This window comes from Paraburkholderia fungorum (assembly GCF_900099835.1).
GTDB classification, from domain to species: Bacteria; Pseudomonadota; Gammaproteobacteria; order Burkholderiales; family Burkholderiaceae; genus Paraburkholderia; species Paraburkholderia fungorum_A.
Map to the genome: position 1 here is coordinate 676,369 of NZ_FNKP01000003.1, position 26,711 is coordinate 703,079.

General features: G+C 59.9%; 22 protein-coding genes. 11 read left to right on the forward strand and 11 right to left on the reverse strand.

Features of this window, described 5'->3' with window-relative positions; genetic code table 11:
• Positions 1-90: 90 nt before the first annotated feature.
• Genes tauA through BLS41_RS32320 form a run of 3 tightly spaced genes read left to right on the forward strand, consistent with a single transcriptional unit; the run spans position 91 to position 2,758 of the window.
• Complete coding sequence (gene tauA, locus BLS41_RS32310; protein ID WP_074771747.1) at positions 91-1,116, forward strand: taurine ABC transporter substrate-binding protein; 1,026 nt, start codon at positions 91-93, stop codon at positions 1,114-1,116.
• A complete protein-coding gene (locus tag BLS41_RS32315) occupies positions 1,113-1,907 on the forward strand; it encodes a taurine ABC transporter ATP-binding protein (protein WP_074771748.1) in 795 nt (264 codons plus the stop codon). The genes tauA and BLS41_RS32315 overlap by 4 nt, the downstream gene beginning before the upstream one ends.
• Positions 1,904-2,758 carry an ABC transporter permease subunit gene (locus tag BLS41_RS32320; protein ID WP_074771749.1) on the forward strand — a complete coding sequence of 285 codons (855 nt, stop codon included), beginning with the start codon at positions 1,904-1,906 and terminating at the stop codon, positions 2,756-2,758. Before BLS41_RS32315 ends, BLS41_RS32320 begins: the two co-directional genes overlap by 4 nt.
• Positions 2,759-3,063: 305 nt before the next feature.
• On the opposite strand, the gene BLS41_RS32325 is transcribed toward BLS41_RS32320, so the two are convergent.
• Complete coding sequence (locus BLS41_RS32325) at positions 3,064-4,011, reverse strand: hypothetical protein (protein WP_074771750.1); 948 nt, start codon at positions 4,009-4,011, stop codon at positions 3,064-3,066.
• Positions 4,012-4,135: 124 nt separating this feature from the next.
• Between BLS41_RS32325 and BLS41_RS32330 the strand changes: the two genes are divergently transcribed.
• The 4 genes from BLS41_RS32330 to BLS41_RS32345 all read left to right on the forward strand — a co-directional run bounded on the left by BLS41_RS32330 (position 4,136) and on the right by BLS41_RS32345 (position 10,880).
• Positions 4,136-4,981 carry a M15 family metallopeptidase gene (locus BLS41_RS32330; protein ID WP_074771751.1) on the forward strand — a complete coding sequence of 282 codons (846 nt, stop codon included), beginning with the start codon at positions 4,136-4,138 and terminating at the stop codon, positions 4,979-4,981.
• Between the two features lie 97 nt (positions 4,982-5,078).
• Positions 5,079-8,939 (forward strand): type VI secretion system membrane subunit TssM, encoded by a 3,861-nt coding sequence (tssM, locus tag BLS41_RS32335; protein ID WP_074771752.1) that lies wholly within the window; start codon positions 5,079-5,081, stop codon positions 8,937-8,939.
• Positions 8,936-9,925, forward strand: coding sequence for a type VI secretion system-associated protein TagF (gene tagF / locus BLS41_RS32340; protein ID WP_074771753.1), 990 nt, complete (start codon positions 8,936-8,938; stop codon positions 9,923-9,925). Before tssM ends, tagF begins: the two co-directional genes overlap by 4 nt.
• Before the next feature lie 4 nt (positions 9,926-9,929).
• On the forward strand, positions 9,930-10,880 hold the full coding sequence (locus BLS41_RS32345; RefSeq protein WP_074771754.1) for an OmpA family protein: 951 nt from the start codon (positions 9,930-9,932) through the stop codon (positions 10,878-10,880).
• A 91-nt stretch (positions 10,881-10,971) separates the two neighbouring features.
• On the opposite strand, the gene tssA is transcribed toward BLS41_RS32345, so the two are convergent.
• The 9 genes from tssA to BLS41_RS32390 all read right to left on the reverse strand — a co-directional run bounded on the left by tssA (position 10,972) and on the right by BLS41_RS32390 (position 21,643).
• Positions 10,972-12,090 carry a type VI secretion system protein TssA gene (tssA, locus tag BLS41_RS32350; protein ID WP_074771755.1) on the reverse strand — a complete coding sequence of 373 codons (1,119 nt, stop codon included), beginning with the start codon at positions 12,088-12,090 and terminating at the stop codon, positions 10,972-10,974.
• A gap of 1 nt (position 12,091) precedes the next feature.
• Positions 12,092-14,758 (reverse strand): type VI secretion system ATPase TssH, encoded by a 2,667-nt coding sequence (gene tssH / locus BLS41_RS32355; RefSeq protein WP_074771756.1) that lies wholly within the window; start codon positions 14,756-14,758, stop codon positions 12,092-12,094.
• 34 nt (positions 14,759-14,792) lie between these two features.
• Positions 14,793-15,878 carry a type VI secretion system baseplate subunit TssG gene (tssG, locus tag BLS41_RS32360; RefSeq protein ID WP_074771757.1) on the reverse strand — a complete coding sequence of 362 codons (1,086 nt, stop codon included), beginning with the start codon at positions 15,876-15,878 and terminating at the stop codon, positions 14,793-14,795.
• Entirely contained in the window at positions 15,842-17,680 is a 1,839-nt protein-coding gene (tssF, locus tag BLS41_RS32365; RefSeq protein ID WP_074771758.1) for a type VI secretion system baseplate subunit TssF, read from the reverse strand. Before tssF ends, tssG begins: the two co-directional genes overlap by 37 nt.
• 60 nt (positions 17,681-17,740) lie before the next feature.
• Positions 17,741-18,220 carry a type VI secretion system baseplate subunit TssE gene (gene tssE / locus BLS41_RS32370; protein ID WP_074771759.1) on the reverse strand — a complete coding sequence of 160 codons (480 nt, stop codon included), beginning with the start codon at positions 18,218-18,220 and terminating at the stop codon, positions 17,741-17,743.
• A gap of 69 nt (positions 18,221-18,289) precedes the next feature.
• Positions 18,290-18,793, reverse strand: coding sequence for an Hcp family type VI secretion system effector (locus BLS41_RS32375; protein WP_074771760.1), 504 nt, complete (start codon positions 18,791-18,793; stop codon positions 18,290-18,292).
• Between the two features lie 72 nt (positions 18,794-18,865).
• On the reverse strand, positions 18,866-20,356 hold the full coding sequence (gene tssC / locus BLS41_RS32380) for a type VI secretion system contractile sheath large subunit (RefSeq protein ID WP_074771762.1): 1,491 nt from the start codon (positions 20,354-20,356) through the stop codon (positions 18,866-18,868).
• 11 nt (positions 20,357-20,367) lie between these two features.
• Positions 20,368-20,916, reverse strand: coding sequence for a type VI secretion system contractile sheath small subunit (gene tssB, locus BLS41_RS32385; RefSeq protein ID WP_074771764.1), 549 nt, complete (start codon positions 20,914-20,916; stop codon positions 20,368-20,370).
• 34 nt (positions 20,917-20,950) lie between these two features.
• A complete protein-coding gene (locus tag BLS41_RS32390) occupies positions 20,951-21,643 on the reverse strand; it encodes a tetratricopeptide repeat protein (protein WP_074771766.1) in 693 nt (230 codons plus the stop codon).
• 337 nt (positions 21,644-21,980) lie between these two features.
• On the opposite strand from BLS41_RS32390, the gene tssJ reads away from it, so the two are divergent.
• The 4 genes from tssJ to BLS41_RS32410 all read left to right on the forward strand — a co-directional run bounded on the left by tssJ (position 21,981) and on the right by BLS41_RS32410 (position 25,773).
• On the forward strand, positions 21,981-22,619 hold the full coding sequence (gene tssJ / locus BLS41_RS32395) for a type VI secretion system lipoprotein TssJ (protein ID WP_074771768.1): 639 nt from the start codon (positions 21,981-21,983) through the stop codon (positions 22,617-22,619).
• Between the two features lie 107 nt (positions 22,620-22,726).
• Positions 22,727-24,073: a type VI secretion system baseplate subunit TssK gene (tssK, locus tag BLS41_RS32400; protein ID WP_074771770.1), complete on the forward strand. Its 1,347-nt coding sequence runs from the start codon at positions 22,727-22,729 to the stop codon at positions 24,071-24,073.
• Entirely contained in the window at positions 24,070-24,849 is a 780-nt protein-coding gene (icmH, locus tag BLS41_RS32405) for a type IVB secretion system protein IcmH/DotU (RefSeq protein ID WP_074771772.1), read from the forward strand. Before tssK ends, icmH begins: the two co-directional genes overlap by 4 nt.
• Before the next feature lie 354 nt (positions 24,850-25,203).
• Positions 25,204-25,773 (forward strand): DsbA family protein, encoded by a 570-nt coding sequence (locus BLS41_RS32410; protein ID WP_074771774.1) that lies wholly within the window; start codon positions 25,204-25,206, stop codon positions 25,771-25,773.
• 7 nt (positions 25,774-25,780) lie between these two features.
• Here BLS41_RS32410 and BLS41_RS32415 read toward each other — a convergent pair whose 3' ends face one another.
• Positions 25,781-26,665 (reverse strand): LysR family transcriptional regulator, encoded by an 885-nt coding sequence (locus BLS41_RS32415; RefSeq protein WP_074771776.1) that lies wholly within the window; start codon positions 26,663-26,665, stop codon positions 25,781-25,783.
• Positions 26,666-26,711 lie beyond the last annotated feature (46 nt).

Here is a 26,711-nt window from a genome sequence, read left to right on the forward strand (position 1 = left end):
TTTGCAATGCATGAATGGTTCGAACTGGCGGCGTATGGATTGCTTATAGTTGAACGCCTAAACCAAATCTCACCAGGATCGGGGTCTTTGATGAAACCACTGCTTTCCTCGCTGCGAATCGCCGCCGCCGGCATCGCCCTTTTCGCTGCCGCCATCGGCGTTGCACACGCCGCCGAACCACGCGAAGTGGTGATCGGCTATCAGGATATGGTGGTGCCGTGGCGATACGCGCAGGTCAGCGGCGCAGTCGAAAAAGCCACCGGTTATAAAGTGACCTACCGCAAGCTCGCTAGCGGCGCCGACGTGATCCGCGCGCTGGCGTCGGGTTCGATCCAGCTCGGCGAGGCAGGCTCCAGTCCGATCGCGGCAGGTCTGTCGCAAGGCGTCGATATTTCGCTGTTCTGGATTCTCGACAACATCAACGATGCAGAAGCTTTAGTGGCAAGAGACGGTTCCGGCGTGACGAAGCTGACCGATCTCAAGGGCCACAAGATCGGCTTGCCGTTTGTATCGACCTCGCATTTTCATGCACTCGTTGCGCTGCAAAATGCCGGCGTGGACCCGTCGACCGTGAAGATCCTCAACCTTCGCCCGCCCGAAGTCGCGGCCGCATGGGAGCGTGGCGATATCGACGCGACTTACATCTGGGACCCGGTTCTCGCGAAAGTGAAGAAGAACGGCAAGGTGCTGATTACGTCCGGGGAAGTGGCGCGCGAATCGGGCAAAGCGACCTTCGACGGCTTCGCGGTGAATCGCAAGTTTGCGCAGGATAACGATGCATTCCTGGTCGGCCTGGTCAAGGTACTCGCCGACACCGACGCGCAGTATCGCGATCACAAGGCCGCGTGGACGTCCGGATCGAAGGAAGTCGAAGGTGTAGCGAAAGAGTCGGGCGCGAATGCCGCCGACGTCCCCGCCAGCCTCGCGCTCTACGCGTTTCCGACGCTGACGGACCAGGCGTCGTCGACGTGGCTCGGCGGTGGCGCGCAGAGCGGCGCGGCGAAGTCCCTTGCCGCAACGGCGGCTTTCCTCAAGTCGCAAGGCACGATACAGAACGTGCTGCCCGACTACTCGGCGGGTGTCGATCCGCGCTTCGTGCAGCAAGCGGCCAAATGAGCACGCTGGAAATTCGCGGGCTGGGCGTCACCTATGAAGGTGCGTCGACGCCCGCACTCGAAGGCGTCGACCTGCAGATAGAGAGCGGCGAATTCGTGGTCGCACTCGGCGCGTCCGGGTGCGGCAAGACGACGTTGCTGAACTGTCTTGCCGGGTTCATCGATCCAACCTCGGGGTTCGCAAAACTGAATGGCGAGCCGATCGACGGACCGGGCGCGCAACGTGGTGTCGTGTTCCAGAAGTACGCGCTGATGCCGTGGCTCAACGTGCTCGACAACGTCGCGCTCGGCTTGCGCTTTCAGGGCGTCGATCGTAAGCGCCGTCGCGAAATCGCACGCGAAACGCTGGCGCTGGTCGGCCTCGACAAACACGCGGACGCACGTGTGTACGCGCTCTCCGGCGGCATGCAGCAACGCGTGGGCATTGCCCGCGCACTCGCGAGCGATCCACAGGTTCTGTTGATGGATGAACCGATGGGCGCACTCGACGCACTCACGCGCGAAACCATGCAGGAACTCGTGCTCGATGTCTGGGGCCGCACGCGCAAGACCATATTCTTCATCACTCATAGCGTTGAAGAAGCGCTGTTTCTCGCCACGCGCCTCGTTCTCATGACGCCTGGTCCCGGCCGAATCGCCGAAAGTCATGAGTTGCCTTTCGCGCAACAGTTTCTCGCTTCCCGCGACGCGCGCGCAGTGAAGTCGTCACCGGAATTCATTCAGTGGCGCGAGCGTCTCGTGCGACGCCTGCATGGCGAGCCACACGTCGCACGTGAGGCGGCGCTGTCATGAGCAGCATTGAATCGCTGGCTTCGTCCGCACCGGCAAAGAAGCGTGAAGTGCGGCGCCGCAAGCCTCGGCGCGGTCTTCCCGGCGAAGGTTCGACCGTTGCGCTGAGCCTCACCTCTGTCGCTGCGATTGCGGCGCTGTGGTGGGCCGCGACCTTCTTTCACTGGATCCCGCCGCTCTTTCTGCCGTCGCCACAAGCTGTCTGGACCGCATTCGTCGATGCATGGAACGGACGGATCCAGGGCGGCCTGCCGCTCTCCGAGCATTTGATGTGGAGCGCGATTCGCGTATTCTGCGCATTTGCACTGGCGAGCCTGACCGCTGTTCCTGTCGGCATTCTGATGGGCGTGAGCCGGATTGCGCGCGGCCTGCTCGATCCGCCGCTCGAGTTCTATCGACCGCTGCCGCCGCTCGCTTATCTGCCGCTGGTCGTCATCTGGTTCGGTATCGACGAGACCGCGAAGCTGATCGTGATTTACCTCGCATGCTTTGCGCCAGTTGCGATGGCCGCGCGCGCCGGGGCGCGTAGCGCGACCGCCGAACAGGTCAATGCCGCTTATTCGCTTGGCGCAAGCTTTCCTCAGGTCGTCCGGCATGTCGTGCTGCCCGCCGCATTGCCCGAAATATTGACGGGCTTGCGAATCGCCATCGGCTTTGGATGGACGACACTGGTCGCCGCCGAAATGGTCGCGGCGACTGCGGGCCTGGGACAAATGGTGCTCAACGCATCCAGTTTTCTGCGTACCGATGTGGTTGTGATGGGAATCGTGCTGATCGGTCTGATCGCATGGACTTTCGACCTCGGAATGCGCGCACTCGAACGGCGTCTCGTGCCGTGGCGCGGAAAGTCCTAACGCACCGCGAATGGCGGTCGGCGAAAATGCGAATTCAACCATTGCATTTTCGCCGTTTAAAAATAAAGATTCAAATCGCCAGGGTGACACAAACCGCACTGAATTCAATTCAGATACGCATTGCAATTGACACGATATCTGTGAATGAGCGTGTTTAATACGGCATCGGCATCTGACTTACGATGCTTGCAATTGGAGATTGCCAATATTGTGTGAACGTCGAACGCCCCGTTGATCCGACCGTTTGCGGCAGGCGAGTCAATTGTTTTAAACGTGGCGCTTGCTCACGCTCAACGATTAAACCATCACGGACGCCGCGAATCCGATTGAGGACATGAAGGATCTTTACCCCAATGTCCGTCACAAACCCGCCAGCGGCATAATTGCTCTTCAAAGAAACCATTTTTCCCGCAAGCCGCGACCTGTTCAGCGAGATGCGTATTGGCAGGCCGAGTCGAAGCACTGACTTTCGACGTTTTCGCGCTAACCGGCGATTTAGGATCGTACGGTTCCGTACGCGATACTAATGCCGCCAGCAAATCGGCATCCGTATCCTCGTGCTTATGCGCGCCGGACTCCGTTTTTTTCGATTGGGCGAGAACCTTGTTATTCGCCGGATGCGCTTTCGAATCGGCAAGCTCATGTTTGCCGCGCGCCTGCACGGAGTCATGATGGCTCTTCCTCGACGCTGAAGCCGATCCCGAACTCGCGACCTCTGCAGGTTTCCTTGTCGCCTGGGGCCCGTCATTTTTTGTCTCGGCGGCAGCCACCGTTTTCGCGGACGAAGCCTGATTGTCGCCATCTGCACCGTTGGCAAGCGCGCGTGACAGCCGGCTGTCGTCAGCCGTGCCTGGCGTAGACGCGCCGTCGGAACTGTCGGAAATGATGGTCGCCGTTTGCGGAGCCGATGCCGGCGCGGCCTGCGATGCGGCGGCGAGTGTCGTGGCGGGCGCTGCCGCGCTGGCAGCCACGGCCGCGGGCGCTTTCACCACCACATTTCCAGTGGCGACCGCCTCGGCAGGCTTGCCCGCTGCATGACGCTGGACGCGCCACGCGCCCCACGAACCCACACACACCACGAGCAACGCAACGAGAATCAACGGCGTTCTGGAGCTGCGCGGCGCATCGGCCTGAGGCTCGACGCGCCCCTCGAGATTGGCAAGAATGCGCGAGCCATTCGCATCGGTACCATTGCCTGCATTTGAAAGCAGACTCGGCGGTGCTTTGGAATTTGATTTGTCCGGCGCGCTCATTCAGTATCTCGTTGAATTCTGGTTTATTTCGCCGCAATAATAGATGCCTGCCCATCTGGGGCAGGCCTGATTCTATGTTCAAGTATCACAAAATACAATTGCTTCTACTCAACGGGGTTCTGCATTGATTGCCGCCGCACTTACCGCTTATTTTGCAATCGCGGTTGCCATTGCCGCATTGCTGCTGTTACCTGCGGCACGCGCGATGTTTTTCGGTGCCATATCCAGTTTGCATAATCGATTTATGCATATTGCTTCGAATAGCACTACTCGCATTTTCGACAACATTTCTCAATCGGCAAGAACTTCGCAATCAGTATTAGTCAATACGAAAAATTTACTCGCGCGTCGTCGCTTGCTGATTTTTACTGCCGCGGGTATTCTTGCGGCGCCGCCATTAGTGGCAATTGCATTTCGTAGTCGACTTTTATTCCAGTACGATGATGATGTCCGCATTCCTGACGAAAAGATTTCAGCATTATTGAATGGCGAACAACTCGTTCCACCTCCGCCGCTCCCGCCCGAGGTATTCGCCACCCAGGAAGTCGAACAGATCCGGCCGGCACTGAAAGACGCAAGCCGCGACTGGAATATGCTCGATCCCGATTTCAGAACGCGTTTGCTGCTCGTCTACAAGATCATGCGTGAGCAATACGGATATGAAATGGCGCTGCTTGAGGGGTACCGGAGTCCCGAGCGGCAGAACCGGCTCGCGCAAATGGGCGGCAACGTCACCAATGCGGCGGCGTTCCAGAGCTATCACCAATACGGCCTCGCTTCCGACAACGCGTTTCTGCGCGACGGCAAGCTGGTCATCAGCGAAAAAGATCCGTGGGCCATGCGGGGCTATCAGTTGTACGGCATGGTCGCCGAACAGGTCGGACTGGTCTGGGGCGGCCGCTGGAAAATGATGGACCTCGGCCACGTCGAATATCACAAACCCGGCTTCGTACTCGGGCGCAGTCACTGACCAGACCGGCCCTATGCGATGCAGCATGTAGCGCTCGAATACGCTTCACCTGTCGTCGAACCGCACGTCACGAATAACTCCAAGACCTGAACGGCTTATGCAACGCATTCTCAACGTGTTGATCCATCCGCGCACGCTATCGATCGTCGGTTTGCTCGCGCTCGCGGCGGCTCTGTTCATCGGCGCCGATGCGCTGCAAATCGATCCACTGTGGCCCGCTGTCGTGCTCGGCGCGGTGATCGCACTCGTGCTGCTGGTGTGGCTCGTGCGGAAACTGCGCGCGCGGCGCGGCAATCGCAAGCTCGGCGAGATGCTCGAACAGCAGGCCGAAACCGGCAAGGTGTCCGCGCCCGTCAAACCGGCCGAACTCGACACGCTGCGCACGCGTCTCGCCGATGCGGTCAAGACGATCAAGACGTCGAAAATCGGCCAGGTGTCGGGCGGTTCCGCGCTTTACGAGTTGCCCTGGTACATCGTGATCGGCAATCCGGCTGCAGGAAAAAGCAGCGCGGTGCTGAATTCGGGTCTGCAATTTCCGTTCGCGGAAAAGAACGACGCGGTGATTCACGGCATCGGCGGCACCCGCAATTGCGACTGGTTCTTCACGACCGAAGGCATTTTGCTGGACACGGCCGGCCGCTATGCGGTGCATGAAGAAGACCGTACCGAGTGGCTCGGCTTTCTCGGTCTGCTCAAACGTTATCGCCCGAAAGCGCCGATCAACGGCATTATCGTGACGGCGAGCATTGCGGAGTTGACCGGCAATCGGCCGGAATTCGCGATCAATCTCGCGAAGAACCTGCGCCAGCGCGTGCAGGAACTCACCGAAAAACTCGAAGTATTCGCGCCGGTTTACGTGATGTTCACGAAGACCGACCTGATTACCGGTTTCGCCGAATTCTTCAGCGACAACGACCGCGCCGAATACGACCGCGTATGGGGCGCCACCCTCCCCTACTCGCCCGATGAAAAACGCGACGTTGTCGCGCAGTTCGACGAACATTTCGAAGAGCTTTACGACGGCCTGAAAGAAATCAGCGTCGCGCAGATGTCGATCAATCGCGGCAATCGTCTCTCGCCGGGGCAGCTCAGCTTTCCGCTCGAATTCTCGACCATCAAGCCCGCGTTGCGCTCGTTCCTCGCCACGTTGTTCGAGGCGAATCCGTTTCAGTACAAGCCCATTTTTCGGGGCTTTTATTTCACCAGCGCCTTGCAGGAAGGCGAAACGAACAGCGCAGCGACCCAGCGCATCGCCTCGCGTTTCGGACTCAATGCGGACAGCTTTCCGAAGGCTGTCGGCGCGGTGACGAAGAACGGCTTCTTCCTGCGCGACCTGTTTTCGAAAGTCATTTTCGCGGACCGTCAGACCGTCAAGCAGTTTGCCAGTCCGGCGAAAACGCGCATGCGTTATGCGACTTTCTTCGGCTTTGTCGCCGTGCTCGCACTGGCGCTCGGCGGCTGGACCTGGTCGACGATCGGCAACCAGCAACTGGTAGCGAACGTGCAGGCCGATCTCGACAACGTGGTGCGCCTGCAGCAGAACCGCAACGACCTGCAATCGCGCCTGCAGGCGATGGACATTCTCGAAGACCGCATCGACCAGCTCGAACAGTTCCGCCGTGACAAGCCGCTTGCGGTGTCGCTCGGTCTGTATCAGGGCGATCGTCTCGAAGAACATCTGCTGACCGAGTACTACAGCGGCGTGCGCCAGATCATGCTCGCACCGGTGGCGGACAACCTGCAATCGTTCCTGAAGGACGTCAACGCCCACCCCGAGCAGTTGTCGCCGATGACGCACACGCCGGACTCCGGCGCGATTCCGGTGTCGGCGCACTCGGCCATGGCGGCGAACAGTCAGGGCGGCCTGTACAGCGACGCATCGCCCGCCAACGTCGAAGACGCGTATAACGCGCTGAAAACCTATCTGATGCTGTCGGACAAGCGTCATGTGGAAACCGCGCATCTGACCGACCAGATTGCGCGCTTCTGGCGCGGCTGGCTGGAAACGAATCGCGGCAAGATGCCTCGCGACGAGATGATCCGCAGCGCCGAGCGGATGATTACGTTCTACCTGTCGCGCGTTTCCGACGACGACTGGCCGATGGTCGACGAAAATCTGGCGCTCGTCGATCAGACGCGTGAGAACCTGCGCCACGTGGTTCGCGGCATGCCGGCGCGTCAGCGCGTCTACGAAGAAATCAAGGCGCGCGCATCGACCCGCTTTGCGCCGATGACGATCAACCGTATTGTCGGCGACAGCAATTCGAGCCTGATTGCAGGCAGCTACGCAATTCCGGGCACCTTCACGCGCGAAGCGTGGTTCCAGTACGTGCAACCCGCCATCCGCGATGCGGCGACCAAGGAATTGCAGGCGAAGGACTGGGTACTGAATACGTCCGCGCACGACGACCTGACGCTCGAAGGCAGTCCCGAGCAGATCCAGAAAGCGCTGGTGACGATGTACAAAACCGAGTATGCGCAGCATTGGCAGAAGTTCATGCAGGGCATCGCGGTGCAGAGTTTCGGCAACTTCAATCAGGCCGTCGAAGCGATGAACCGTCTCGGCGACCCGCAGGACTCGCCGATCCGCAAGGTGCTCGAAACCGCCTACGACCAGACCTCGTGGGACAACCCGTCGCTCGCGAATGTCACGCTGAAAGCGGCGCAAAGTGGCGTGACCGGCTGGTTCAAGCAGTGGTTCTCGCGCGCGCCGACCGCGCAGATCAACGCGAATATCGACATCAACGGCAATCCGGTCGAATTGCCGATGGGTCCGATCGGTCAGGAATTCGCCGGACTCGGGCGGATCGTGTCCGCGCACGACAACACGTCGATGCTGCGTGCGTATATGGATTCGTTGTCGAAGGTTCGCACGCGCTTTAACGTGCTGAAGAACCAGGGCGATCCGGGACCGGGCGCGCGTCAGTTGATGCAGCAGACGCTCGACGGCAGCGGCTCCGAACTCGCGGATTCGCTGAAGCTCGTCGACGAACAGATGCTCACCGGCCTCAGCGATTCGCAGCGTAAAGCGCTGCGCCCGCTGCTGGTGCGTCCGCTGGTTCAGGCTTACGCGGTCGTGATCCAGCCCGCCAGCGCCGAGGTCAACAAGGTGTGGAACGCGCAGGTTTATCAACCGTTCCAGACGTCGCTTGCGGGCAAGTACCCGTTTGCATCCGACGCGAAGGTCGAGGCCGGCGCGGCGGAAATCGCGCAGGTGTTCGGGCCGGACGGGGCGGTGGCGAAGTTCGTCGGCACTACGCTCGGGCCGCTCGCCGTGCGTCGCGGCGACACGTTGACGCCGCGCACGTGGGGCGACATGGGGCTCGCGCTGACACCCGACTTCACGTCCGGTTTCGCGCGCTGGGTCGCACCGCTCGCGGGTGGTGCGTCGGGCGCGGCACAAGGTTCGTCCGAGCCGCAAACGGTGTTCCAGTTGTTGCCGCAGCCGAGCACGGGCACGACCGAATACACGATTGCGATCGACGGCCAGCAGCTGCGTTATCGCAACACGCCGCCGCAATGGACTAACTTCGTGTGGCCGAATCCCGCCGGTTCGCCGGGCGCGACTTTGACCGCGACCACGTTCGACGGCCGCACGCTGCAACTGGTCAACGAGCCGGGTCGTTATGGTCTGGAAAAGCTGATCAACTCGGCTCAGCGCAAGCGTCAGCCTGACGGCACGTTCGACCTCACATGGACTCAGGGCAGCGTCACCGTGTCGATGAGCATGCGCATCATCAGCACGTCGCAGCCGTCTTCGGGCAGCGGCGACGCACCGCAACAGCAGAGCTTGCGCGGCCTGACACTGCCGTCGTCAGTGGCGGATGTCAGCGCCGGGGCCGCGGTGAATGCGACTGCCGTGGGCTCGCCCGCAGCACCCGGCTCCGCACCGGCGACGTCGACGGCGGCAGTCCCCGCCGCCGCCCGGGCAACCTCGAACACAGGGAGCGCGCAATGACGCAGACCGTGCAGGCGCAAATCGCCTATTTCGGCAAAATCCCGTCGCGCGGCGACTTCGTCAAGAGCGCGCACAATCCGCAGTTGCTGCAGACGCTCGACCGCTGGGTCGCGCAGGCCATGGAACTGCTGGCGGAAGATCCGCGCTGGAAGATCGTCTATGAAGCCGCGAAGCCGTTGCATTTCGCGTTTCTCGGCTCGCGCAGCAAGCTCGCGATTGCCGGGCATATGGTGGTGAGCCACGATGTGTCGTCGCGGCGCTTTCCGTTCCTCGCCGCAACCGCGCTCGAAGTGGACCGCCCGCTCGCGTTCCTTGCGCGCAGCCCGCTGGCGTTCGCGCGGCTATGGTCGCGCATCTCGGCTCAGATGGCTCCGTTGCAGGCCGCTACGGAGCCCTCAGGCGCGTTGCAGGCACTCGGGGATACTCAGGTGCCCATCGAGGTCGCCGGACCCGGCAATCCGCACGATGGCACGTTCAACGATTTCGTCGAACATCAGACACTGTCTGGTCTCGAACAGATGCTGCTGGCAAGCGGCCATCCGGTGCGTCTGCGCGGCGCGATGCTCGCGCTCGGCTCGCTGCTCAAGCCGGTAATGAGCAGCGGCTCGTCGCATCTCGAACGCGGTTTGACGCTGCCTCTGCCGGTCGACCCGTTCTATCGCAGCCTCGTCGCCGCGTTCTGGCTCGAACTGATCGCGCCGTTCGTGTCGCAGGCCGATTTCGAACTCGCGATTTTCATCGGCACGATTGCGGAGCGCGAGCGCCTGGTGATCGGCTTTAACGGCGCGTCGGCGAAAACGCTGCACAGTGTCATCGATCCGCAGGCGTACGCGGCGCACAACATCGATATCGACGATCCCGAATGGATCGACGAACACGCACAGAACGATCATGGCATCAGCAAGCTCGTCAGTTACCTCGATCAACCGCAACTGTCGCTGCGCGTCAGCATCGACACGTTCCGCGAAGCTTTTACAGGGGTTTGAGACGATGACCGCCCCGATCCGCGCGCCGATGAAGCGCCGCGCTCTATCCCTGGCGGTGGCGCTTTTTTCCACCGTATTCGTCAATGCCTCCGTCTTTGCCGACGACGCCAGTCCCGCACGCGTGACGCCGGTCGACAACAGCGGCGTCCAGATTCATACGACCGTGCTGGCCGCTCAGGGCAGCACGGCTTCGTCGCCAACGTATGGCGGCAATGCGCCGGTCGCGTCCACGCCGCCTGCGGCGAATGCGTCGCCGGGTCAGGTCGTGGTGGGCGGCAAGGTGCCCGACGAAGCAACCAAGTCGGCGGTGCTCGCGCGTCTGCGCGACACCTACGGCGCGGCGAACGTGGTCGATCAGATCGAAGTGGGTGATGTCGCGACACCGCCGAACTGGGGCGCGAATGTGCAAAAGCTGATCGGCCCGCAATTGAAGCAGATCAGCAAAGGCCAGTTGAAAATCGACGGCACGCAGGTCGACGTGAAGGGCGAGGTGCGCAATGAAGCGCAACGTCAGCAACTCGCCAGCGATATGGCCGACGCGCTCAATCCGACCTATACGATCAAGAACGGCTTACGCGTCAGCGCGCCGGGCGCGTCGGAACAGGGATTGCTCGACCAGACGCTCGCCAACCGCACGATCGAATTCGAAACGGGCAGCGCGACGCTGACCCCGCAAGGCCGCGCGATTCTCGATCAGATGGCGGCTGTGCTGGTCAAGATGACGACGAAAACCGTCGAGATCATCGGCCATACCGACAATGCCGGTAACCGCCAGTCGAACATCGCGCTGAGCCAGGCGCGCGCCGATGCGGTGAAGGGCTATCTGGTCGCGCGGGGTATTACGCCCACCCAGTTGACAACGACAGGCGTCGGTCCCGATCAGCCCATCGCGCCGAACGATACGAACGACGGACGCGCGCGCAATCGCCGGATCGAATTCCGCGCGGGGGTTTGAATTCCTCAGGCGTTGCAAGCGCGGAGTCTGCAAAAACGGCCCTTCCTGAAGGGCCGTTTGCATTTATGCCATCACTAACGATCGCCAGGACTCAGCGGGTTTCGTCGGGCTTCACACCCAGAATTTCGCGGATATGCGACAGCGAGCCATCGTCCTTCACGACGGCGGCAAGCCACTCATGCAAAGGCATGTTGGCCCACTCAGCCGCTTTATCCGCGAGATAGGCTGCGGGACTGTGCGGCTCGGTATGACGCAGAAACTTCGCGACTGCCCGCAATTGCGCGACGGCGTCCGAGCGGCTGCGAATGCCCGCGTGAGTCGGGGGGGGCGTTGTCGTCATGGCGGCCGTGTCGAGGTGAGGTTCGGTTTTGAAGGTCGGCTCCGCACGCTCCACGCGCGTGGCGTCGTCGGCCCGTTCCGTCTGCGCGGGTTGAGTCGCGGTCTCGGGCGTCACGCCGACTTCGCGCGCAAATCGCTCCGCCAGCAGATACACCGACTCATACGCCGATTTCGTCTGCCGGAAACTCGGCGCGGAATCCGCTGCGCGCTTGTCGAGTTCCTGTTCCAGCGCGTTCATTGCCGTCTCGAACGCTTTCAGATCGGCGAGCAGCGCCGAGTAGAACGCGGGCGGCGTAGAGCGTTTCGCGGCCTCGATCTGATCGACGGACGGCTTGCCGCGCGCGATATCGTCCGCGTGATCGGGATCGCGTTTGACGGCCTGCGCGACGTGCGTAGCCACGTCCCAATCAAGCGCGCTATACATCACGCCCGAGGTTTGCGTGAGCGGCACGGCGCGCAGCAATTCGGCGGTACGGGCCGCCAGCCACACGATATTGCCGAGACGATATTCCGAGTCGTCGCCGTCAGGCAACGGATGCAAATGCGCCCAGTAACGCTCCGACAACGCGGTCAACAACGCATACCCCTGCGTCAAACCCTTCACGCCCTCTTCCAGCGCGAGCGCTTCGGTCAGCCATGCGGCGAGCCGCAGGTCTTTAGTTTGCGTCGCAATCAACGCTGCACTTCGTTCGACGACAAAGCTCCAGTCCGCCTCCTTGATTTCGGTAACCCATTCGCCCTGATCGAGCGATGGATCGTCGAAACGGCGCGCGTGCTGGATCGCGTCGAACTCTGTTGAAAACAGCATGTCTTCGCCGCAAGGCGATGTGTCGGAGAGAGGTGCGGTAAGTGTGGCTAGATCAATCGGCATATCAGGCAATGGTGTAGTCGAACTCGTTAGCTTCGTTCGCACGGACGGCGATACTCGCGATAGACTTGCCATCCGCAATACGCTCGAGCACTTCCTGCGCAACTTGCGGCAGCAGCGTGCCATTCAGAATGTGGTCGACATTGCGTGCGCCCGAATCGACTTCTGTGCAGCGCGCGAGTACCGCATCGATCAGCGACTCGTCCCACGAGAACACGGCTTTGTGATTCGCTTCGATCCGCCTGCGAATGCGTTCGAGTTTGAGTTCGATGATTTCCGCGAGCACGTCGTCGGAAATCGGATAGTACGGAATGACTTTCATCCGTCCGAGAAAGGCCGGCTTGAAAGTCTTGTATAGCTGCGGCCGCAGTGTTTCGGCGAGCGCATCGGCATCCGGCAACTCTTCTGCCGTCTTGTTCAGGCATGCCTGCATGACGGCCGTCGAACCGACATTCGAGGTCAGGATGATCAACGTATTGCGGAAGTCGATCGTGCGGCCTTCGGCATCGTCCATCGCGCCTTTGTCGAAAACCTGGAAGAACATTTCGAGCACGTCGGGGTGCGCTTTTTCCACTTCGTCCAGCAGGACGACGGAATAGGGATTGCGCCGCACGGCCTCGGTGAGCACACCGCCTTCGCCATATCCGACATAACCCGGCGGCGACCCTTTGAGGCCGGACACGCTATGCGCCTCCTGGTACTCGCTCATGTTGATCGTGATCATCTTGCGCTCGCCGCCATAGAGGATATCGGCTAGCGCCAGCGCTGTTTCGGTTTTGCCGACGCCCGATGGCCCGACGAACATGAACACCCCGCGCGGCTTGTCCGGGTCTTCGAGATTCGCATTCGCGGTTCGAACGCGTTGCGCAATCGCTTCGAGCGCGTGATCCTGACCGATGACACGCGCCGCCAGTAATGGCTGAAGATTCAGCACGGTCTGGATTTCGTCCTTGATCATCCGGCCAAGCGGAATACCGGTCCACGCTGCAACGATCTCCGCGACGACGTGCGCGTCGACCTGCAACGGGACCATCGGATGATCGCCTTGCAACGCTCGCAGCTTGTCGAGTTGCGCGCTCAGAATGACGCGTGCTTCGTCGAGCTTTCCTTCGCGAGATGCCGCATCGGCATGACGACGCATCTCGTCGATCTGCGCGTGCAGGCTCTCGATATTTTTGACAAGCGCCCGCTCTTCTTCGTAACGTGCTTCGGCGCGCAGCAACGATTGCGCGTCTTCGTTGCGAAGCGTGCGCAATTCGAGAAGACGCTCTTCATGCACCGCGCCACTCGCGGATTCCCGCTCCAGCGCGGTAATTTCTACGTCGATCCGTTCGATACGCTTGCGCGTATCGTCGATTGCGGCAGGCGTCGAACTATGCGCGAGCGCGACCTTCGCGCACGCCGTATCCAGCACGCTAATGGCTTTATCTGGCAACTGCCGCCCGGTGATGTACCGATGCGAAAGGCGCACCGCTTCTGTAATCGCATCGTCGAGCACGCGCACGTTGAAATGCCGCTCCATGAGTCCCGACATACCGCGCAACATCGCGGCGGCCAATGCTTCGCCAGGCTCTTCGATCTTGACCACCTGAAAGCGTCGAGCAAGCGCTGCGTCTTTTTCAAAGTACTTTTTGTACTCGCTCCAGGTCGTCGCGGCGATCGTTCTCAGTTCGCCGCGCGCAAGTGCGGGCTTCAGCAAATTGGCCGCGTCGTTCTGCCCGGCTTGGCCGCCTGCGCCGATGATCGTGTGCGCTTCGTCGATAAAGAGAATCACGGGATGTGAGCTTTTCTTCACCTCGTCGATCACGCTCTTCAGGCGATTTTCAAACTCGCCTTTCACGCTCGCGCCTGCCTGCAACAGGCCCATATCGAGTACATGCAGCGCGACGCCGCGCAATGGCGCGGGCACGTCGTCGGCAGCGATCCGCAATGCGAGTCCTTCGACCACCGCTGTTTTTCCGACGCCCGCCTCGCCGGTCATGATCGGGTTGTTCTGCCGCCGACGCATCAGGATATCGATCGTCTGACGAATCTCTCCTTCGCGGCCGATTACCGGATCGATCTTGCCGTCGCGGGCGCGCTGCGTCAGATTAGTCGTGTACGTATCCAGCGCCGGAGTTTTCGACACAGCAACGCGTGCAGGATCGGCGATGTCGTCCTGACTGGTATCGCTCAGGGAATCTGTTGCGCGCTCGGTTTCTATCGAGTCCGAGGTCAATTCGTCAAAGCGATGCTTGAGGTCGGTCACGCGCACATTCGCGAACAACGGCGACATACGCTGCGCGAATTGCGCGAGGTCCGGCGCACTCAACAACGCAAGCAATAGATGCCCCGTCCGAATACGTCCGATCTGCGAGTCCAGCGAAGCAATCAGCCACGCCTGTTCGAATAGCGCGATCAGATGCACCGAGAAAACCGGCGTGCGCGTATTGCCGGTCTTGACTCGCGCCAACTCACGCTCCAGATCCGCGCGCAAAGCGTGTGCGTCGATGTCGCTAGCACGCAGCACGACGGACACGTCACTGGCTGGTTGTTCGAGCAACGCCAGAAACAGATGTTCGAGATCGACTTCATAGTGACCACGCGACAGGCAATTACTTGCTGCGCGCTCCGTAGCCTGCCGGCAGGTCGAATTCAGTTTCGCAATCAGCGTTTTTAGAGGCGTGCTCATGTCGGGCTGTCCAGTTTCAGTTCGATCGTTGTTATCAATGGATGACGTGCAATTCGTAACGGGCGTCCGCACGGTCCCGGTCGGCGTCGTGCGTGCAAAGGAACGCGTCCCAGCCGAGACGCGCGCCACCGCCTAAATGACTCGGGCCGACATCGTCACGCCGGAGCACCAGCGACACCTCATATTCGAGCGTGACGCCCGCGAGCAACGTCAACATCCGTTCGAGCGCCGCCGCCAGTTCCGCGCCCGGCAAGAACGCTTCATAGTCCTTCTTCGCGAGCGGTCCGATCACAAGGCGCGCACGCATGTCGCGCTGCCACACCCTCTCGCCGGCAAGCGCGGTTGCCCCCAGAGTCGCATTCACGCCGCCGAGCACGGTCAGCTGATCTTCGGGCACGGTGTACCACTTGCCGACGAATTGCTCGACACGCACCGGCACGCGGAAATACTCGGTCAGCGAGCGCTCGAGATAAGCAGCCGACATCGGACGATGGCGTGCCGCCATTGCATAACCCGCAATGCCTTCGTCGAATAACGCGCCGCTACCTTGCTGCAGACCGTCACGAGTGTCCTCGTTGACCACCCCGGCGAGCGCCAGCAACAACGGCAAATAGCGTTCGTCGCGATCCAGCTCGTAGTGCAACGGCAAACGGTACTTCTTCCACGCGGCGTAAAACAACGCAGTCGCGCGATTCGAAAACACGTCGAAGAACTCGCGCGCGGCACGATCGCGATTGATCTGCTCGCGCGCAATGATCTGCTCGGTGTAGTGCATCGGCAACGCGCCTTGCGTACCCAGCAAACCAAAAAACGCCGGCGTAATATCTACGCGGTCGACCTGGCCGTCTGCTATAGCCGCGACTTGCTCTGCCTTGCCTCTGAGTGCGGCGCCGTCGCGCCCGAATGAATTTGTCCGCTCGATCTCGCTCGGCGGAAACGACATCGAAATCGAGTTGCGAAAACCAATATGCTCCGCAACGGCCTTTCCGGCCCGCTCGGGGGATTGCTCCGCGAACCATTTCTCCAGAATCCGCACTGCCTGAAAAAACTGGAAGCGATGTGGTTCATCGAGCAGTTGCTCGACTACACCAGGATCGATTCGCCGCTGCGGGGTTTGCATCGAAGGATCTCCTCGCCGGTGCGCCTCGACAGCACGACCAGTTGTACAAAGCTGTTCAGATGAACATACAGCCCAAAGAATGTATCGATCACGCGAACGAACGACGCGAGACTGGTGCCGACAAAATGCTCTTCGTCGATGGTCAGACGAATTTCGATACCGCGAACAAAAGTGGCAAATGGTTTGCCTTGCAGCCACTGCACGGCCGCACGCTGCTCGATAGCCGTAATGCCGTCGATGTGACGCGACGACACTGCTGTGCGTCGCAGGTCATAGAGCACCAGCATTTCCTTAAGCGCGGACAAGCCGTTATTCGCCAGCGACACATGATTCAACGCGAGATGCGAAATCAGACGCCAGTGCGACGAGCGGCCCCGTTCGAAACGCACGCTCGGTGTCGGACGGCGCAGCATTGAAATGCTGCCGGTCAACGAACCACCTTCCAGAAACAGATCGCCGCCTTCGAGGCCGACCGCGAGCGCGGCAGGCAAATCGCGATTGGTACAGGTCAGGTCGAGACTCAGCGTATCGGTCTGCGGAGCTGCGGGATTGAAATCGATGTCGACAATCGAGATTTCGGTCTCGTAGCCGGGACTCTTTTGTGCGACCCATTCATCACGTCGCGCAAACCAGTAATGCCCCGCGCGTTGCGGCTCGCCATGATGCAGCGAATAGAACGGGCGAAATTCGATCACGGTTTCTTCTCGCGCGGTCTGTTTGACCAGTTGCACCGAATCGATCGAATAAACCTCGTAGGCAAATGCGCGGCGCGCTTCGGCGATCACCGGATACGAAATCGACTGATGGCTAACGCGTATCGGTTCGCCATGCTGCTTGAACAGATTGACGACCGGCGTGCAGAAAAGGCGGAAATGCGTCGCCGTTAGCGATTCCATCAGACGCGCGACATGCGAGTCGCTGCGCATTTCCTTCAGCACGATGTGCAACGTGATTCGCTGACAACGACCCGTTGCGCGAGTCATCGCACCGAGGTCGAAATTCACGAAATTGAATTTCTCGGGAAACGCGAAATACTCGGTTAGCAACCTGTATGCGGGATGGGCTTTTGCGGGGTAGTCGATCAGCGAATCGGCTTCGTCGAAACCCGTGTGCGTAACCGGCGATGTGCGCAGCGCTTTCCACCGTCCGTTGCGATCCGCCTCCACATAAGCGGCCATCTGATTGATGAACAGACAATCGAGTAGCGCCGCGATGAACGACTGCTCGCCGTGCAAATGCGCGCGCAAGGTATCGAGTTTGATTGCGCCGAGATCGAATTGCGGCGCCGTGGACTCGAACGTAATCGACAGTACAGCGGCTGCGTTGTTCGGCAGAACCGTTGCGGCAGGCGCCATCGCGACCGGCGAAAACTTCGCTTCGGATACGCGGATCGGCGCGAGTTTCACTTCATACGCGGTTCGAAAACGACATTGCACGCCGTTGACCGGACGACTCTTCAGCTCAGTTCCACGCTCGATCACCGCCGCCTCGGTCAACTGGTTAATCGCGGCCGACGTACCGAACTGCGCAATCGAACATGAAGGGAAAGGCCGCAAATAATGCGGATAAAGCACTTCGAGAAGCGCCTCGGTGAATTCCGGGTAATCGTCGTCCAGCTTCTTGTTGATCCGTGCGCCTAGCAACGCGAACGACTCGATCATCCGTTCGACGTGAGGATCTTCGCAATGCTCGCCCGATATGGCGAGCCGCGCCGCGATCTTCGGATAGCGTTCGGCGAAATCGCGTGAGTAGCGGCGCAAAAATGCCAGTTCACGCTCGTAAAACGGCAGTAGTTCTTCCATCTTTCTATCCCCGGACTGCTGGTACTTTCTGCCGAATCAAACTGGTCCGCAGCACTTGCGTCAAAGTCGGGCCCGCGCGCGCGTGACCGAATACTGCAAGGTCGATGGTTGCAGCATGGCGTCGAAGCTCACCGGTTCTTCAGCCGGGTGCACGACGAGCAAAGCCTGAATGGCAAAGTACAGCGCGTTGGTGGATTGCTCGTTCAATTCGAGCGCTACCGACACGCGCTGGAGACGCGGCTCATGCCGCGCAATCGCCTGCTGAATGGACTTGCAGATAAAAGTCCTGTCGTAATGGCTCGCCAGGCTCAGTCCGGCAAAATCGTTCAGCCCGTACGTCAGCACCGATTGACGGCATTCGGGCAGCGCTTCGAGATCGTGTTCGGTCAAAGCAATCCGCGTGTTCAGGATCGACTCGACGTCGCGCGCCACGGTACTTTTCAATTCATCCAGCGACAACTGCCGCATCGCCGGAGAAGCCGGCAGATGCGGTTCGTCGTCAAACAGCTTGTCGAGAAAGCTCGGTTCGAATCGTTTCATCAGGTGCGGCCAGGCTCTTCCGACATCAAGCGGAAACGCGCCGCACAAGCGGCGCGTTCGCTATTTGCATCACACTGCATACGTCTTGTCGTTCTTCGTGAGACTCCACGCGCCCTGCGCGTTGCCGCCCTGGTTGCCGCCAATCTTCTGCTGCGTGTACTTCCACTGCACAGCAGCATATTTCAGCGAGAACTCTTCAGTAGGCAGGCCTTCTCCGACAACCGCCGGTGTGATGCTCGAAATGATCACGTATTTCAGCTTCACTTCCAGATACTTCACGCGATTGCCTTCACCGTCCGACCGCATGAAGTCGATCGTCACTTCGTCGAACGTCGTGCCGCCTGAAGCGTGTTGATACATCAACGGGCTGACGACGTCGATGTCTTTCGTGAAGCGCATATCGGCGTGTTCGCAGCGTTCAGCCGTGTGGCCGCCCGCAGTCGATGCGGTTGCCGAACGCGGTTGCAGAATCGAATGACTCCACGAATCGATTTCGACCCAACCCTGGTGATCTTTATCGGCGGACTCGCCTTTGATCGCCGGATTTCCGAATTTTAAATAGATATCCTTCATAATTCATCGACTCCCCAAAGTGGTGGTTTTGCCGTGTGAGCGGGCCATCCGGCCCGCATTCACGGATTTCGTTTACGAATTTGCCGGCTTCGGCAGATCAGCGACAAGGCGCAAGGAGATAGAGAGTTCGTCGAGCTGGAAGTGCGGGCGCAGGAATGCGACCGAACGATACGAGCCCGGCTTACCCGGAATCTCCGAGACCTGTATGGATGCCTCACGCAATGGGAATTGCGCTTTCTGTTCCTGCGTGGCGTTGTCGTCCAGCAGCACGTACTGCGAGATCCAACGGTTCAGGAACACTTCGACATTCTGTGCGGATGCAAAGCTGCCGATCTTGTCACGCATCATCGCCTTCAGATAATGGGCGACGCGCGATACTGAGAAAATGTACTGCAATTGCGCGGAAAGAACCGCGTTCGCGTTCGCGCTATCGGTGCTGTACTTTTTCGGCTTCTGCACCGACTGCGCCGCAAAAAACGCTGCATAGTCGGAGTTCTTGCAGTGCACGAGCGGGATAAAGCCGAGGTCGCTCAGTTCTTTCTCGCGACGATCGGTAATCGCAATTTCCGTCGGACACTTCAACGCGACTTCGCCGTCGTCGGTCTTGAACGTATGCGTCGGCAGATCTTCGACCAGACCGCCGCCTTCCACGCCACGAATGGCTGCGCACCAGCCGAAATCGTCGAAGGCCGCAGTCAGGCGCGCGGCAAAAGCCCACGCCGCGTTGCACCACAAATACTTGCTGTGATCCGTGCCGTCGACATCTTCGACGAAGTTAAAACTCTCCGCCGTTGCGCCGTCTTTCGGGTTGAACGGCAAACGGCCGAGAAAACGCGGAAGCGTCAGGCCGACATAGCGCGAGTCTTCTGAATCGCGGAACGACTTCCATTTGGTGTATTCGACGGTGTCGAATACCTTGCCCAGATCGCGCGGCCTGCCGAGATCGGCAAACGTTTCAAGGCCAAGCAACTCAGGCGCAGCCGATGCAATAAAGGGAGCATGCGCAGCAGCAGCGACATGCGCCATCTGGTCGATGAAGTACACGTCTTCCGGCTGACGCGTGATTTCGAAGTCGCCGATCAGCGCGCCAAACGGCGAACCGCCGAACGTGCCGAACTCTTCTTCATAAACTTTCTTGAACAACGCGCTCTGATCGAATTCGATGGCCGCCTTGAAATCGCGTACGAGGTCGCGCTTCGGCGCATGGATCGCCTTGATCTTGACGGTCGCGCCGGTGTTGCTCTCCTTGCACAGATAGTCCAGACCGCGCCATGTTCCTTCCAGGCGCTGAAATTCAGGCGCATGCATCACGGCGCTGAGTTGCTCGGAAATCAATCGGTCGAGTTCTGCAACGCGTGCATCGATAGTTGCCGACAGATTGTCGGACACGATCACCGTGCCTTCGAGCACCTGATTGACGAGTTCGCCGATCAGATCTTTCGCGCGCGCGTGTTCGGAATCGGATTTCGCCACCTTGCTCTTCTCGACGATCTGGTCGATCAACGAGCTGCCTTCGGTGAAGTCCGCACCGGCGAATTGGGCCGCAGCCGCTTGCTGGTTCATCTCGATCCGCCTTATTCGCCGTCGCGTTGGTGATCCGGCGTGTCGCCGTGCGAGTCTGCCGCGCCGCCTTCAGCTTTGGCGAGCGCTTCGAGCTGCTGTGTGTTCTTCAGCACTTCGTTCAACAGGTCTTCGAGCTTGTCGTTACCAGCAAGCTTGTTACGCAGATCCGCGAGCTTTGAGCGCGCTTCGAGCAATCGGCGCAGCGGGTCGATTTGCGCCACCACTTCGTCCGGATTGAAATCGGTCATCGAGCGGAATCGCAGATCCACTGCAAACTTGCCGCCAGCATCGCTCAAACGGTTTTCAACCTGGAACGCGGCACGCGGCTCGATCGCTTTCATCACGTCGTCGATATTGTCCCGATCGATGTTGACGAATTTGCGGTCACGCATTTTCGGCTGTTCGATTTCCGACTGCCCCGCGAGATCCGCAACCACGCCGACCACGAACGGCAGTTCCTTGATTTCGATCGCATCGCCACGCTCGACCTCGTAGGTCAACTGAACGCGCGGCGGCCGCACCTTCTGCAGGCGCTTCTGGATACTTTCTTTTTTCGCCATCGAAGGCTCCCGGTAGCTGTGGTTCAGGCGTGGATCAGCGTAGCGCGCTGAAAGGGTCGGACGCGCCGCGGCTTTGCGCAGCTTTGGTCGGTGCCGCGGGGGCGGCGGGTGCAGCGGGGGTTGCCGGTGCCGCGGGCGTTGCCGGTGCGATCGCGGCACTGGTTGTCGCCGCGGATTCCTCGGCTGCCGGCGCCTTCGCTACCTTGCGGACATAACGACGCTTCTTCGGCGCGGGCTTCGCGTCGACCTCGGGCGGGAACAACGTGGCTTCGCCCAGCGTGTCGCGCAACTGCTTCGCCAGCGTCTGCGCATCGGATTTTGCATCGCCCGCGAGCGACGCATCCTGACGCAATTCGCCCAGCGATTGCGTGGCGACCCGCAAACCGGCTACTGCCAGCACGCTCTTCGCGCGGCGGTCGGACTGATCGCGCTGCAACGCTTCCTGTGCGGCGACGATTGCCTGGCCGTAATGACCTTGCGTGAACTGGATTTGCGCGATCCGCGACCACGGTTCTTCGCGCGTCGGATTTTGCTGAGCGAGCTGCTGGTATAGCGCAATAGCGTGATCCTGATCGTCGCCCTTTGCAGATGCTGCATCGGCGTCGGCTAAAGCCTTATCAAAGGCCTCCGGCGTCGACGCGGTGTTATTGCTTTGTGTCGCGCATCCGGCCATCAGGCCACATGCCAACACCACCCCAGATATTTGAGCGAAGAGCCGTTGTTTCATCGTTATCACCGACGTGCGAATTTTTTTAATTCAAGGAATAAACCGGAGTTTTGCCTTGCCCCAATTGCGCGGGTATAGTACAGCCCAATTTTCTATATTTCAACTTTCATGTGAGGAAACGTCAAGCAAAAGAATTTAATTGCTTTCTCTAATAACGGAGTGCTGGCAATTATTTCTTATTGATTTGCCGTGAATTGTAAATTCCAGGAAATTTTTTCCTGATGTTCAATTATTCAAAATGAATAGATCAGAATAACGCGATACGCATAAAAATTCATTTTCACGATTGATTCTATTGAATGTTTTTTGGGGCGACGGTGAGATCCGATCGATATAAATGATTCCGCGCATAACTCGACATACCTCTCTGGACTGGCTTGCGTGCGTGTCGATTCTGGCCGGCGTGACGCTGCTTGGCGGCTGCGCGGCGGCCGTGCCACTGCTCGGGTCGGCCGCCAGCGCGGCCCTCCAGGCTACCGGCCTGACCAAGCCGGACGTGCCCGACGCGCAGAAACCACCGCGCAACGTGGGTGTGACGCTCTACGCCGCGCCCAATCTGAACGCCGCGAACGACAAACGCCCGTTGGCATTGGTGGTGCGCCTCTATACGCTAAAAGATCCCACCTCTTTCCAGCAGGCGCCATTCAACACTTTTATCGATCCCGCATTGGAAAAATCGACACTGGGCTCCGATCTGTTAAGTGTCAGGGAAGTGACATTGGTGCCGGGCCAGCGCTATAACGTTACGGAAAAGGTTTCTCGCGAAGCTCAGGCATTCGGTATTGTCGCCCTGTTCCGCGATCCGGCAATGCAGCGATGGAAATTCGCATTCGATCCGGCAAAGTCGGAGAAAGCGGGCATAATGATCGGCCTGCATAACTGTGCAATGACCGTGACAAGCGGCACTGTCATTCCGGCACAACAGGGAATGCCGGTCCAGTCATTGAATATGCTCTCTTCGGTGAGTTGCGGCTAACAAGAAAGCCAATTGTAATTAAATGGCTTCGATTTATCCGGTCGGTTTGCGCTCATTGCACACCAGACTAAAACTCATTGCACGATTGTTTAAAACAGGTTTAAAAAATGAGTTATTCGGCAAAGGTACTCTGGGGAGAAGGCCTTTTTCTGAGGCCTCAGCACTTTCAGCGGCAGGACGCCTATCATGAGGCGCGTCTGTTCGAATCGATACAGGCCATTCAACCTTATAACTGGGGTGTGCGCTCGGTGCGCATCGACCGCGATGCGCTCGGCAGCAATGTGCTGCGTCTGAGCGAACTGTCGCTCGTGTTTCCGGACGGCGCGCTGTATTCCGCACCGCAGGCCGACGATCTGCCGGCGCCGGTCGCTCTCGACACGCTGCCCGACGGCATCAACGAATTCACGTTTTATCTGGCGCTGCACCCGCTTCGCGACGCGGGCACGAATTACGCGGCGGACCGCGACGCCGGTTTCGTCTCGCGTTACGTCAGCGAACATTTGCCGGTGGCGGACAATTTCACCGACGCAGCCGAAGCCGACATCACCTTCCTCAAAACGAGCGTGAAGTTGATCGCGCATAGTGAGCCGCGCGATCAATTGCTGTCCGTGCCGCTCGCACGCGTGCGCCGTACCGCGACCTCCGGCTTCGAACTCGACGAGAGTTTCGTGCCGCCGTGCATCGCGATCGACGCTTCGCCCATTCTTCATCAACGGCTGCGTCAGCTGATCGATGCGTTGCAGGCCAAGGTCAATGCGTTGTACGGCTTTCATCGCGAGCCGACCAAGAACATCATCGAATTCCGTTCAGGCGATATTGCTTCGTTCTGGCTGCTGCATACCGCGAATGCCGCGTTCGCCGCGCTCGCGCATCTGTACCAGCACTCGGCGCTGCATCCCGAGCGGCTGTTTCAGGAGCTGCTGCGCCTCGCCGGTCAGTTGATGACGTTTTCGAAGGGCTATGCACTTGCCGATCTGCCCATTTATCGTCACGACGATCCGGGCCCCGGCTTCGCGCAACTCGACACGATGCTGCGCGACCTGCTGGAAACGGTGATCTCCACGCGCTACTTCGCGATTTCGCTCGATGAAGTGCGGCCGTCGTTTCACGTGGGCCGCCTCGACTCGGGCAAGATCGACGAGAAAACGCAGTTCTACATCTCCGTATCCGCCGACATGCCCACGGTCGAACTGGTCGAAGCAGTGCCCGCGCGTTTCAAGGTCGGCGCACCGGACGACGTCGACAAGCTGGTGTTGTCCGCCATGCCGGGGGTACGGCTGACTTACACGCCCCAGGTGCCTCCCGCGATCCCGGTCCGGCCCGGCGCCTGCTATTTCTCGTTCGAGCCGCGTGGGGCGCTTTATGACCGCATGCTGCAGTCGCAGTCGGCCATGATCTACGCGCCGTCCGGTATTCAAAACCTTCAATTCGAACTGATCGCGGTGACCTCATGAGCTACGCGCCTTCACTCCTCGACGGCAGCAAGCCGTCCGCCGCTCCGACGCCCGCGCAGGAACCCACCTATCAGGTGCGCTCGTTGCTCGACCTGCTGTACGACGGCTTCTTCATGCTGTTCCTGTTGAAGAACGGCCGCGAGCCCGGTTCCGCCGACGAATTCCGTCAGCGCGTGCAGCAGTTCCTGCAGGATTTCGAGCGCGGCGCGAAGAAACTGAATGCGTCGGCGGACGACACGTATGCGGCGAAATTTGCGTTTTGCGCGGCCGTCGACGAATCGGTGCTGTCGTCGCAGTTCGCGATTCGCGCGGAGTGGGAGCGTCGTCCGCTGCAACTGGTGTTGTTCGGCGAACAACTCGCGGGCGAGAAGTTCTATCAGTTACTCGAAGAAGGACGCGCGCTCGGCGCGGTGCGTCTGCAATCGCTCGAAGTTTTTCATATGTGCCTGCTGCTCGGATTTCAGGGCAAGTATCTGCTGGAAGGGCCGGAGAAGCTTGCGTATCTGACCGCGCGTCTCGGCGATGAAATTGCACATATGAAGGGCAAACGTGCCGGCTTCGCGCCGCATTGGCCGCTGCCCGATCAGGTCGCGCACCGGTTGAAGCGCGAGGTGCCGTTGTGGAGTATCGGCGCGGTTTTCCTGCTGGTCGCGCTGCTGGGTTATCTTGGCCTGAATACATGGCTGCGCGATTCGACATTGCGCACGCTCGCCCCATACTCGCAGATCGTCAAGCTCGGCCCGCAGTCGGCGAATCTGACTATTTCGTTGCCGTAACGCGTTGTAGCAGGAAGCGGCGGAATTCGTGCATGCACGTGTGCACGAGATTCCGCCGATGTGATTCCTGCGTACCCAGCCTGTTGTTCAAGATCTCACCCACACTCACTTCCGCCGACGTCCATAAAACGGCGGAACGTACCGCATTTCCGGCAGTAGACCTCGACACGATGCCCGTTGTTTATGGCGCCATCCGTTCTTCTGATCGGCGCGCCCTGCGCATGGCATTACCGATCAAAAGATGCTATTAACAACGGCTGCGATACAAGCTTGATCTGATGCGGGCATGCGGACACCGCGCCGCCCGCTCCAATCTGTCGAACCACATTGCCAATCCAACGAGGATCCAACTAAATGACGCAGAACGAAACCGCCACCCCGGCATGGAAAGCCGATCCGCTCACATGGGGTCACGGTCCGCGCGTATTCGAAGTATTTCTGGAGCCAACCTGTCCGCATTCGGTGCGGGCTTTCGGTAAGCTCGACGCGCTTCTGGAGCAAGCAGGCGCGGATCGCGTCACCGTGAAAATCCGGCTGCAATCACAGTCGTGGCACATGTATTCCGGCGTGATCGTGCGATGCATTCTCGCTGCTTCGACACTGCCCGGCGGTAAGGAGGCGGCGAAGGCAGTGATGGCCGCCGTCGCTGCCCATCGCGAGGAATTCGAGTTCGAACGTCACTGCAGCGGACCGAATATGGATGCGACGCCCAACGACATTATTAACCGCATCGAACGCTATAGCGGTATCGAACTGCGTGCCGCTTTCGCGATTCCCGATCTCGATCGCGAAGTCAAATGGCACGCGAAGTATGCGCGTCAGAACGGCATCCACGTATCGCCTACTTTCATGATCGACGGCATTGTCGATCCGAAGGTGGGCAGTCGCGACGAGGTATCGGCGTGGGCGGCGTTGCTGGACTGAACGCGGCTCACAGCAGGGGTAACGTCGCCCTGATGTGCTCCGCGAATACCTGAGTCAGATGCGCCGGACGCGCCCGCTCGAACTTCAGGCTTATGCCGATGCCCGGTAACGGCGGCAATAACGGATCGCCGTTGAGTATCTGAAGATCGGGCGCGACGGCAATCTGCGTGATAACGGCGAACGCCTGGCCCGAGCGGACCAGCGCCGTCAGACCCGCCAGGCTGCTGCTCGCATAAGCGATGCGATACGCCCGGCCGGCCTGTTGCAGCGCCTCGCAGGCCGCAACGTGATCGAGCGTATCGGGATCGGAAAGCGCCAGCGGCAACGGGTCGAAATACGCGGAATCCAGCCCCGGAGAACCGACCCACACCAGCGGCTCACGACGGATCACGTCGTCATTCGGCGCTCCTTCTGGCAACGAAATCATCGCAAGATCCAGCGCGTGCATCTCCAGTTGTTCGAGCAGACGCGGCGTGGGCGCGCACGTGACTTCCACCAGCGCATGCGGATGCTGGCTCGCGAACTGACGCAGCAAATGCGGCAGGAAAACGGCGGCGTAGTCATCCGGGCAACCGAAACGGATCGTTCCCGACAGCCCTTTGCCGGAGAGATCCGCCATCGCCTCGTCGTGCACGCGCAGAATCCGTTGCGCGTGGACCAGCAGACGCTCGCCAGGATTGGTCAGCACCACACCGCGCCCCGTCCGTTGAAAGAGTGGCTGATCGACGATTTCTTCGAGACGCTTCATCTGCTGACTCAGCGCCGATTGCGTGCGGCCAACGCGGCTCGCCGCGCGACTCAGTGCCCGGCTTTCGGAGACGGCGATAAACGAGCGCAGCAGATCGATTTCAAGTGAAAGACTCAAGGTATAAGCCCCGTTTCTAGCTTCCATTAGAAGTATTCGATTCTATGAAAGCAGAGTGACATCTAGACTGCAA

What these genes read in the sequence shown, in the direction of transcription:
- BLS41_RS32390 (WP_074771766.1), bottom strand. Translation starts at nt 21,643, where the DNA reads ATGAAACAACGGCTCTTCGCTCAAATATCTGGGGTGGTGTTGGCATGT.
- tssG (WP_074771757.1), bottom strand. Translation starts at nt 15,878, where the DNA reads ATGCAAACCCCGCAGCGGCGAATCGATCCTGGTGTAGTCGAGCAACTG.
- tagF (WP_074771753.1), top strand. Translation starts at nt 8,936, where the DNA reads ATGACGCAGACCGTGCAGGCGCAAATCGCCTATTTCGGCAAAATCCCG.
- BLS41_RS32345 (WP_074771754.1), top strand. Translation starts at nt 9,930, where the DNA reads ATGACCGCCCCGATCCGCGCGCCGATGAAGCGCCGCGCTCTATCCCTG.
- tssF (WP_074771758.1), bottom strand. Translation starts at nt 17,680, where the DNA reads ATGGAAGAACTACTGCCGTTTTACGAGCGTGAACTGGCATTTTTGCGC.
- BLS41_RS32415 (WP_074771776.1), bottom strand. Translation starts at nt 26,665, where the DNA reads ATGGAAGCTAGAAACGGGGCTTATACCTTGAGTCTTTCACTTGAAATC.
- BLS41_RS32410 (WP_074771774.1), top strand. Translation starts at nt 25,204, where the DNA reads ATGACGCAGAACGAAACCGCCACCCCGGCATGGAAAGCCGATCCGCTC.
- tauA (WP_074771747.1), top strand. Translation starts at nt 91, where the DNA reads ATGAAACCACTGCTTTCCTCGCTGCGAATCGCCGCCGCCGGCATCGCC.
- tssB (WP_074771764.1), bottom strand. Translation starts at nt 20,916, where the DNA reads ATGGCGAAAAAAGAAAGTATCCAGAAGCGCCTGCAGAAGGTGCGGCCG.
- tssA (WP_074771755.1), bottom strand. Translation starts at nt 12,090, where the DNA reads ATGCCGATTGATCTAGCCACACTTACCGCACCTCTCTCCGACACATCG.
- BLS41_RS32325 (WP_074771750.1), bottom strand. Translation starts at nt 4,011, where the DNA reads ATGAGCGCGCCGGACAAATCAAATTCCAAAGCACCGCCGAGTCTGCTT.
- tssE (WP_074771759.1), bottom strand. Translation starts at nt 18,220, where the DNA reads ATGAAACGATTCGAACCGAGCTTTCTCGACAAGCTGTTTGACGACGAA.
- icmH (WP_074771772.1), top strand. Translation starts at nt 24,070, where the DNA reads ATGAGCTACGCGCCTTCACTCCTCGACGGCAGCAAGCCGTCCGCCGCT.
- BLS41_RS32315 (WP_074771748.1), top strand. Translation starts at nt 1,113, where the DNA reads ATGAGCACGCTGGAAATTCGCGGGCTGGGCGTCACCTATGAAGGTGCG.
- BLS41_RS32375 (WP_074771760.1), bottom strand. Translation starts at nt 18,793, where the DNA reads ATGAAGGATATCTATTTAAAATTCGGAAATCCGGCGATCAAAGGCGAG.
- tssH (WP_074771756.1), bottom strand. Translation starts at nt 14,758, where the DNA reads ATGAGCACGCCTCTAAAAACGCTGATTGCGAAACTGAATTCGACCTGC.
- tssK (WP_074771770.1), top strand. Translation starts at nt 22,727, where the DNA reads ATGAGTTATTCGGCAAAGGTACTCTGGGGAGAAGGCCTTTTTCTGAGG.
- tssM (WP_074771752.1), top strand. Translation starts at nt 5,079, where the DNA reads ATGCAACGCATTCTCAACGTGTTGATCCATCCGCGCACGCTATCGATC.
- tssC (WP_074771762.1), bottom strand. Translation starts at nt 20,356, where the DNA reads ATGAACCAGCAAGCGGCTGCGGCCCAATTCGCCGGTGCGGACTTCACC.
- BLS41_RS32320 (WP_074771749.1), top strand. Translation starts at nt 1,904, where the DNA reads ATGAGCAGCATTGAATCGCTGGCTTCGTCCGCACCGGCAAAGAAGCGT.
- tssJ (WP_074771768.1), top strand. Translation starts at nt 21,981, where the DNA reads ATGATTCCGCGCATAACTCGACATACCTCTCTGGACTGGCTTGCGTGC.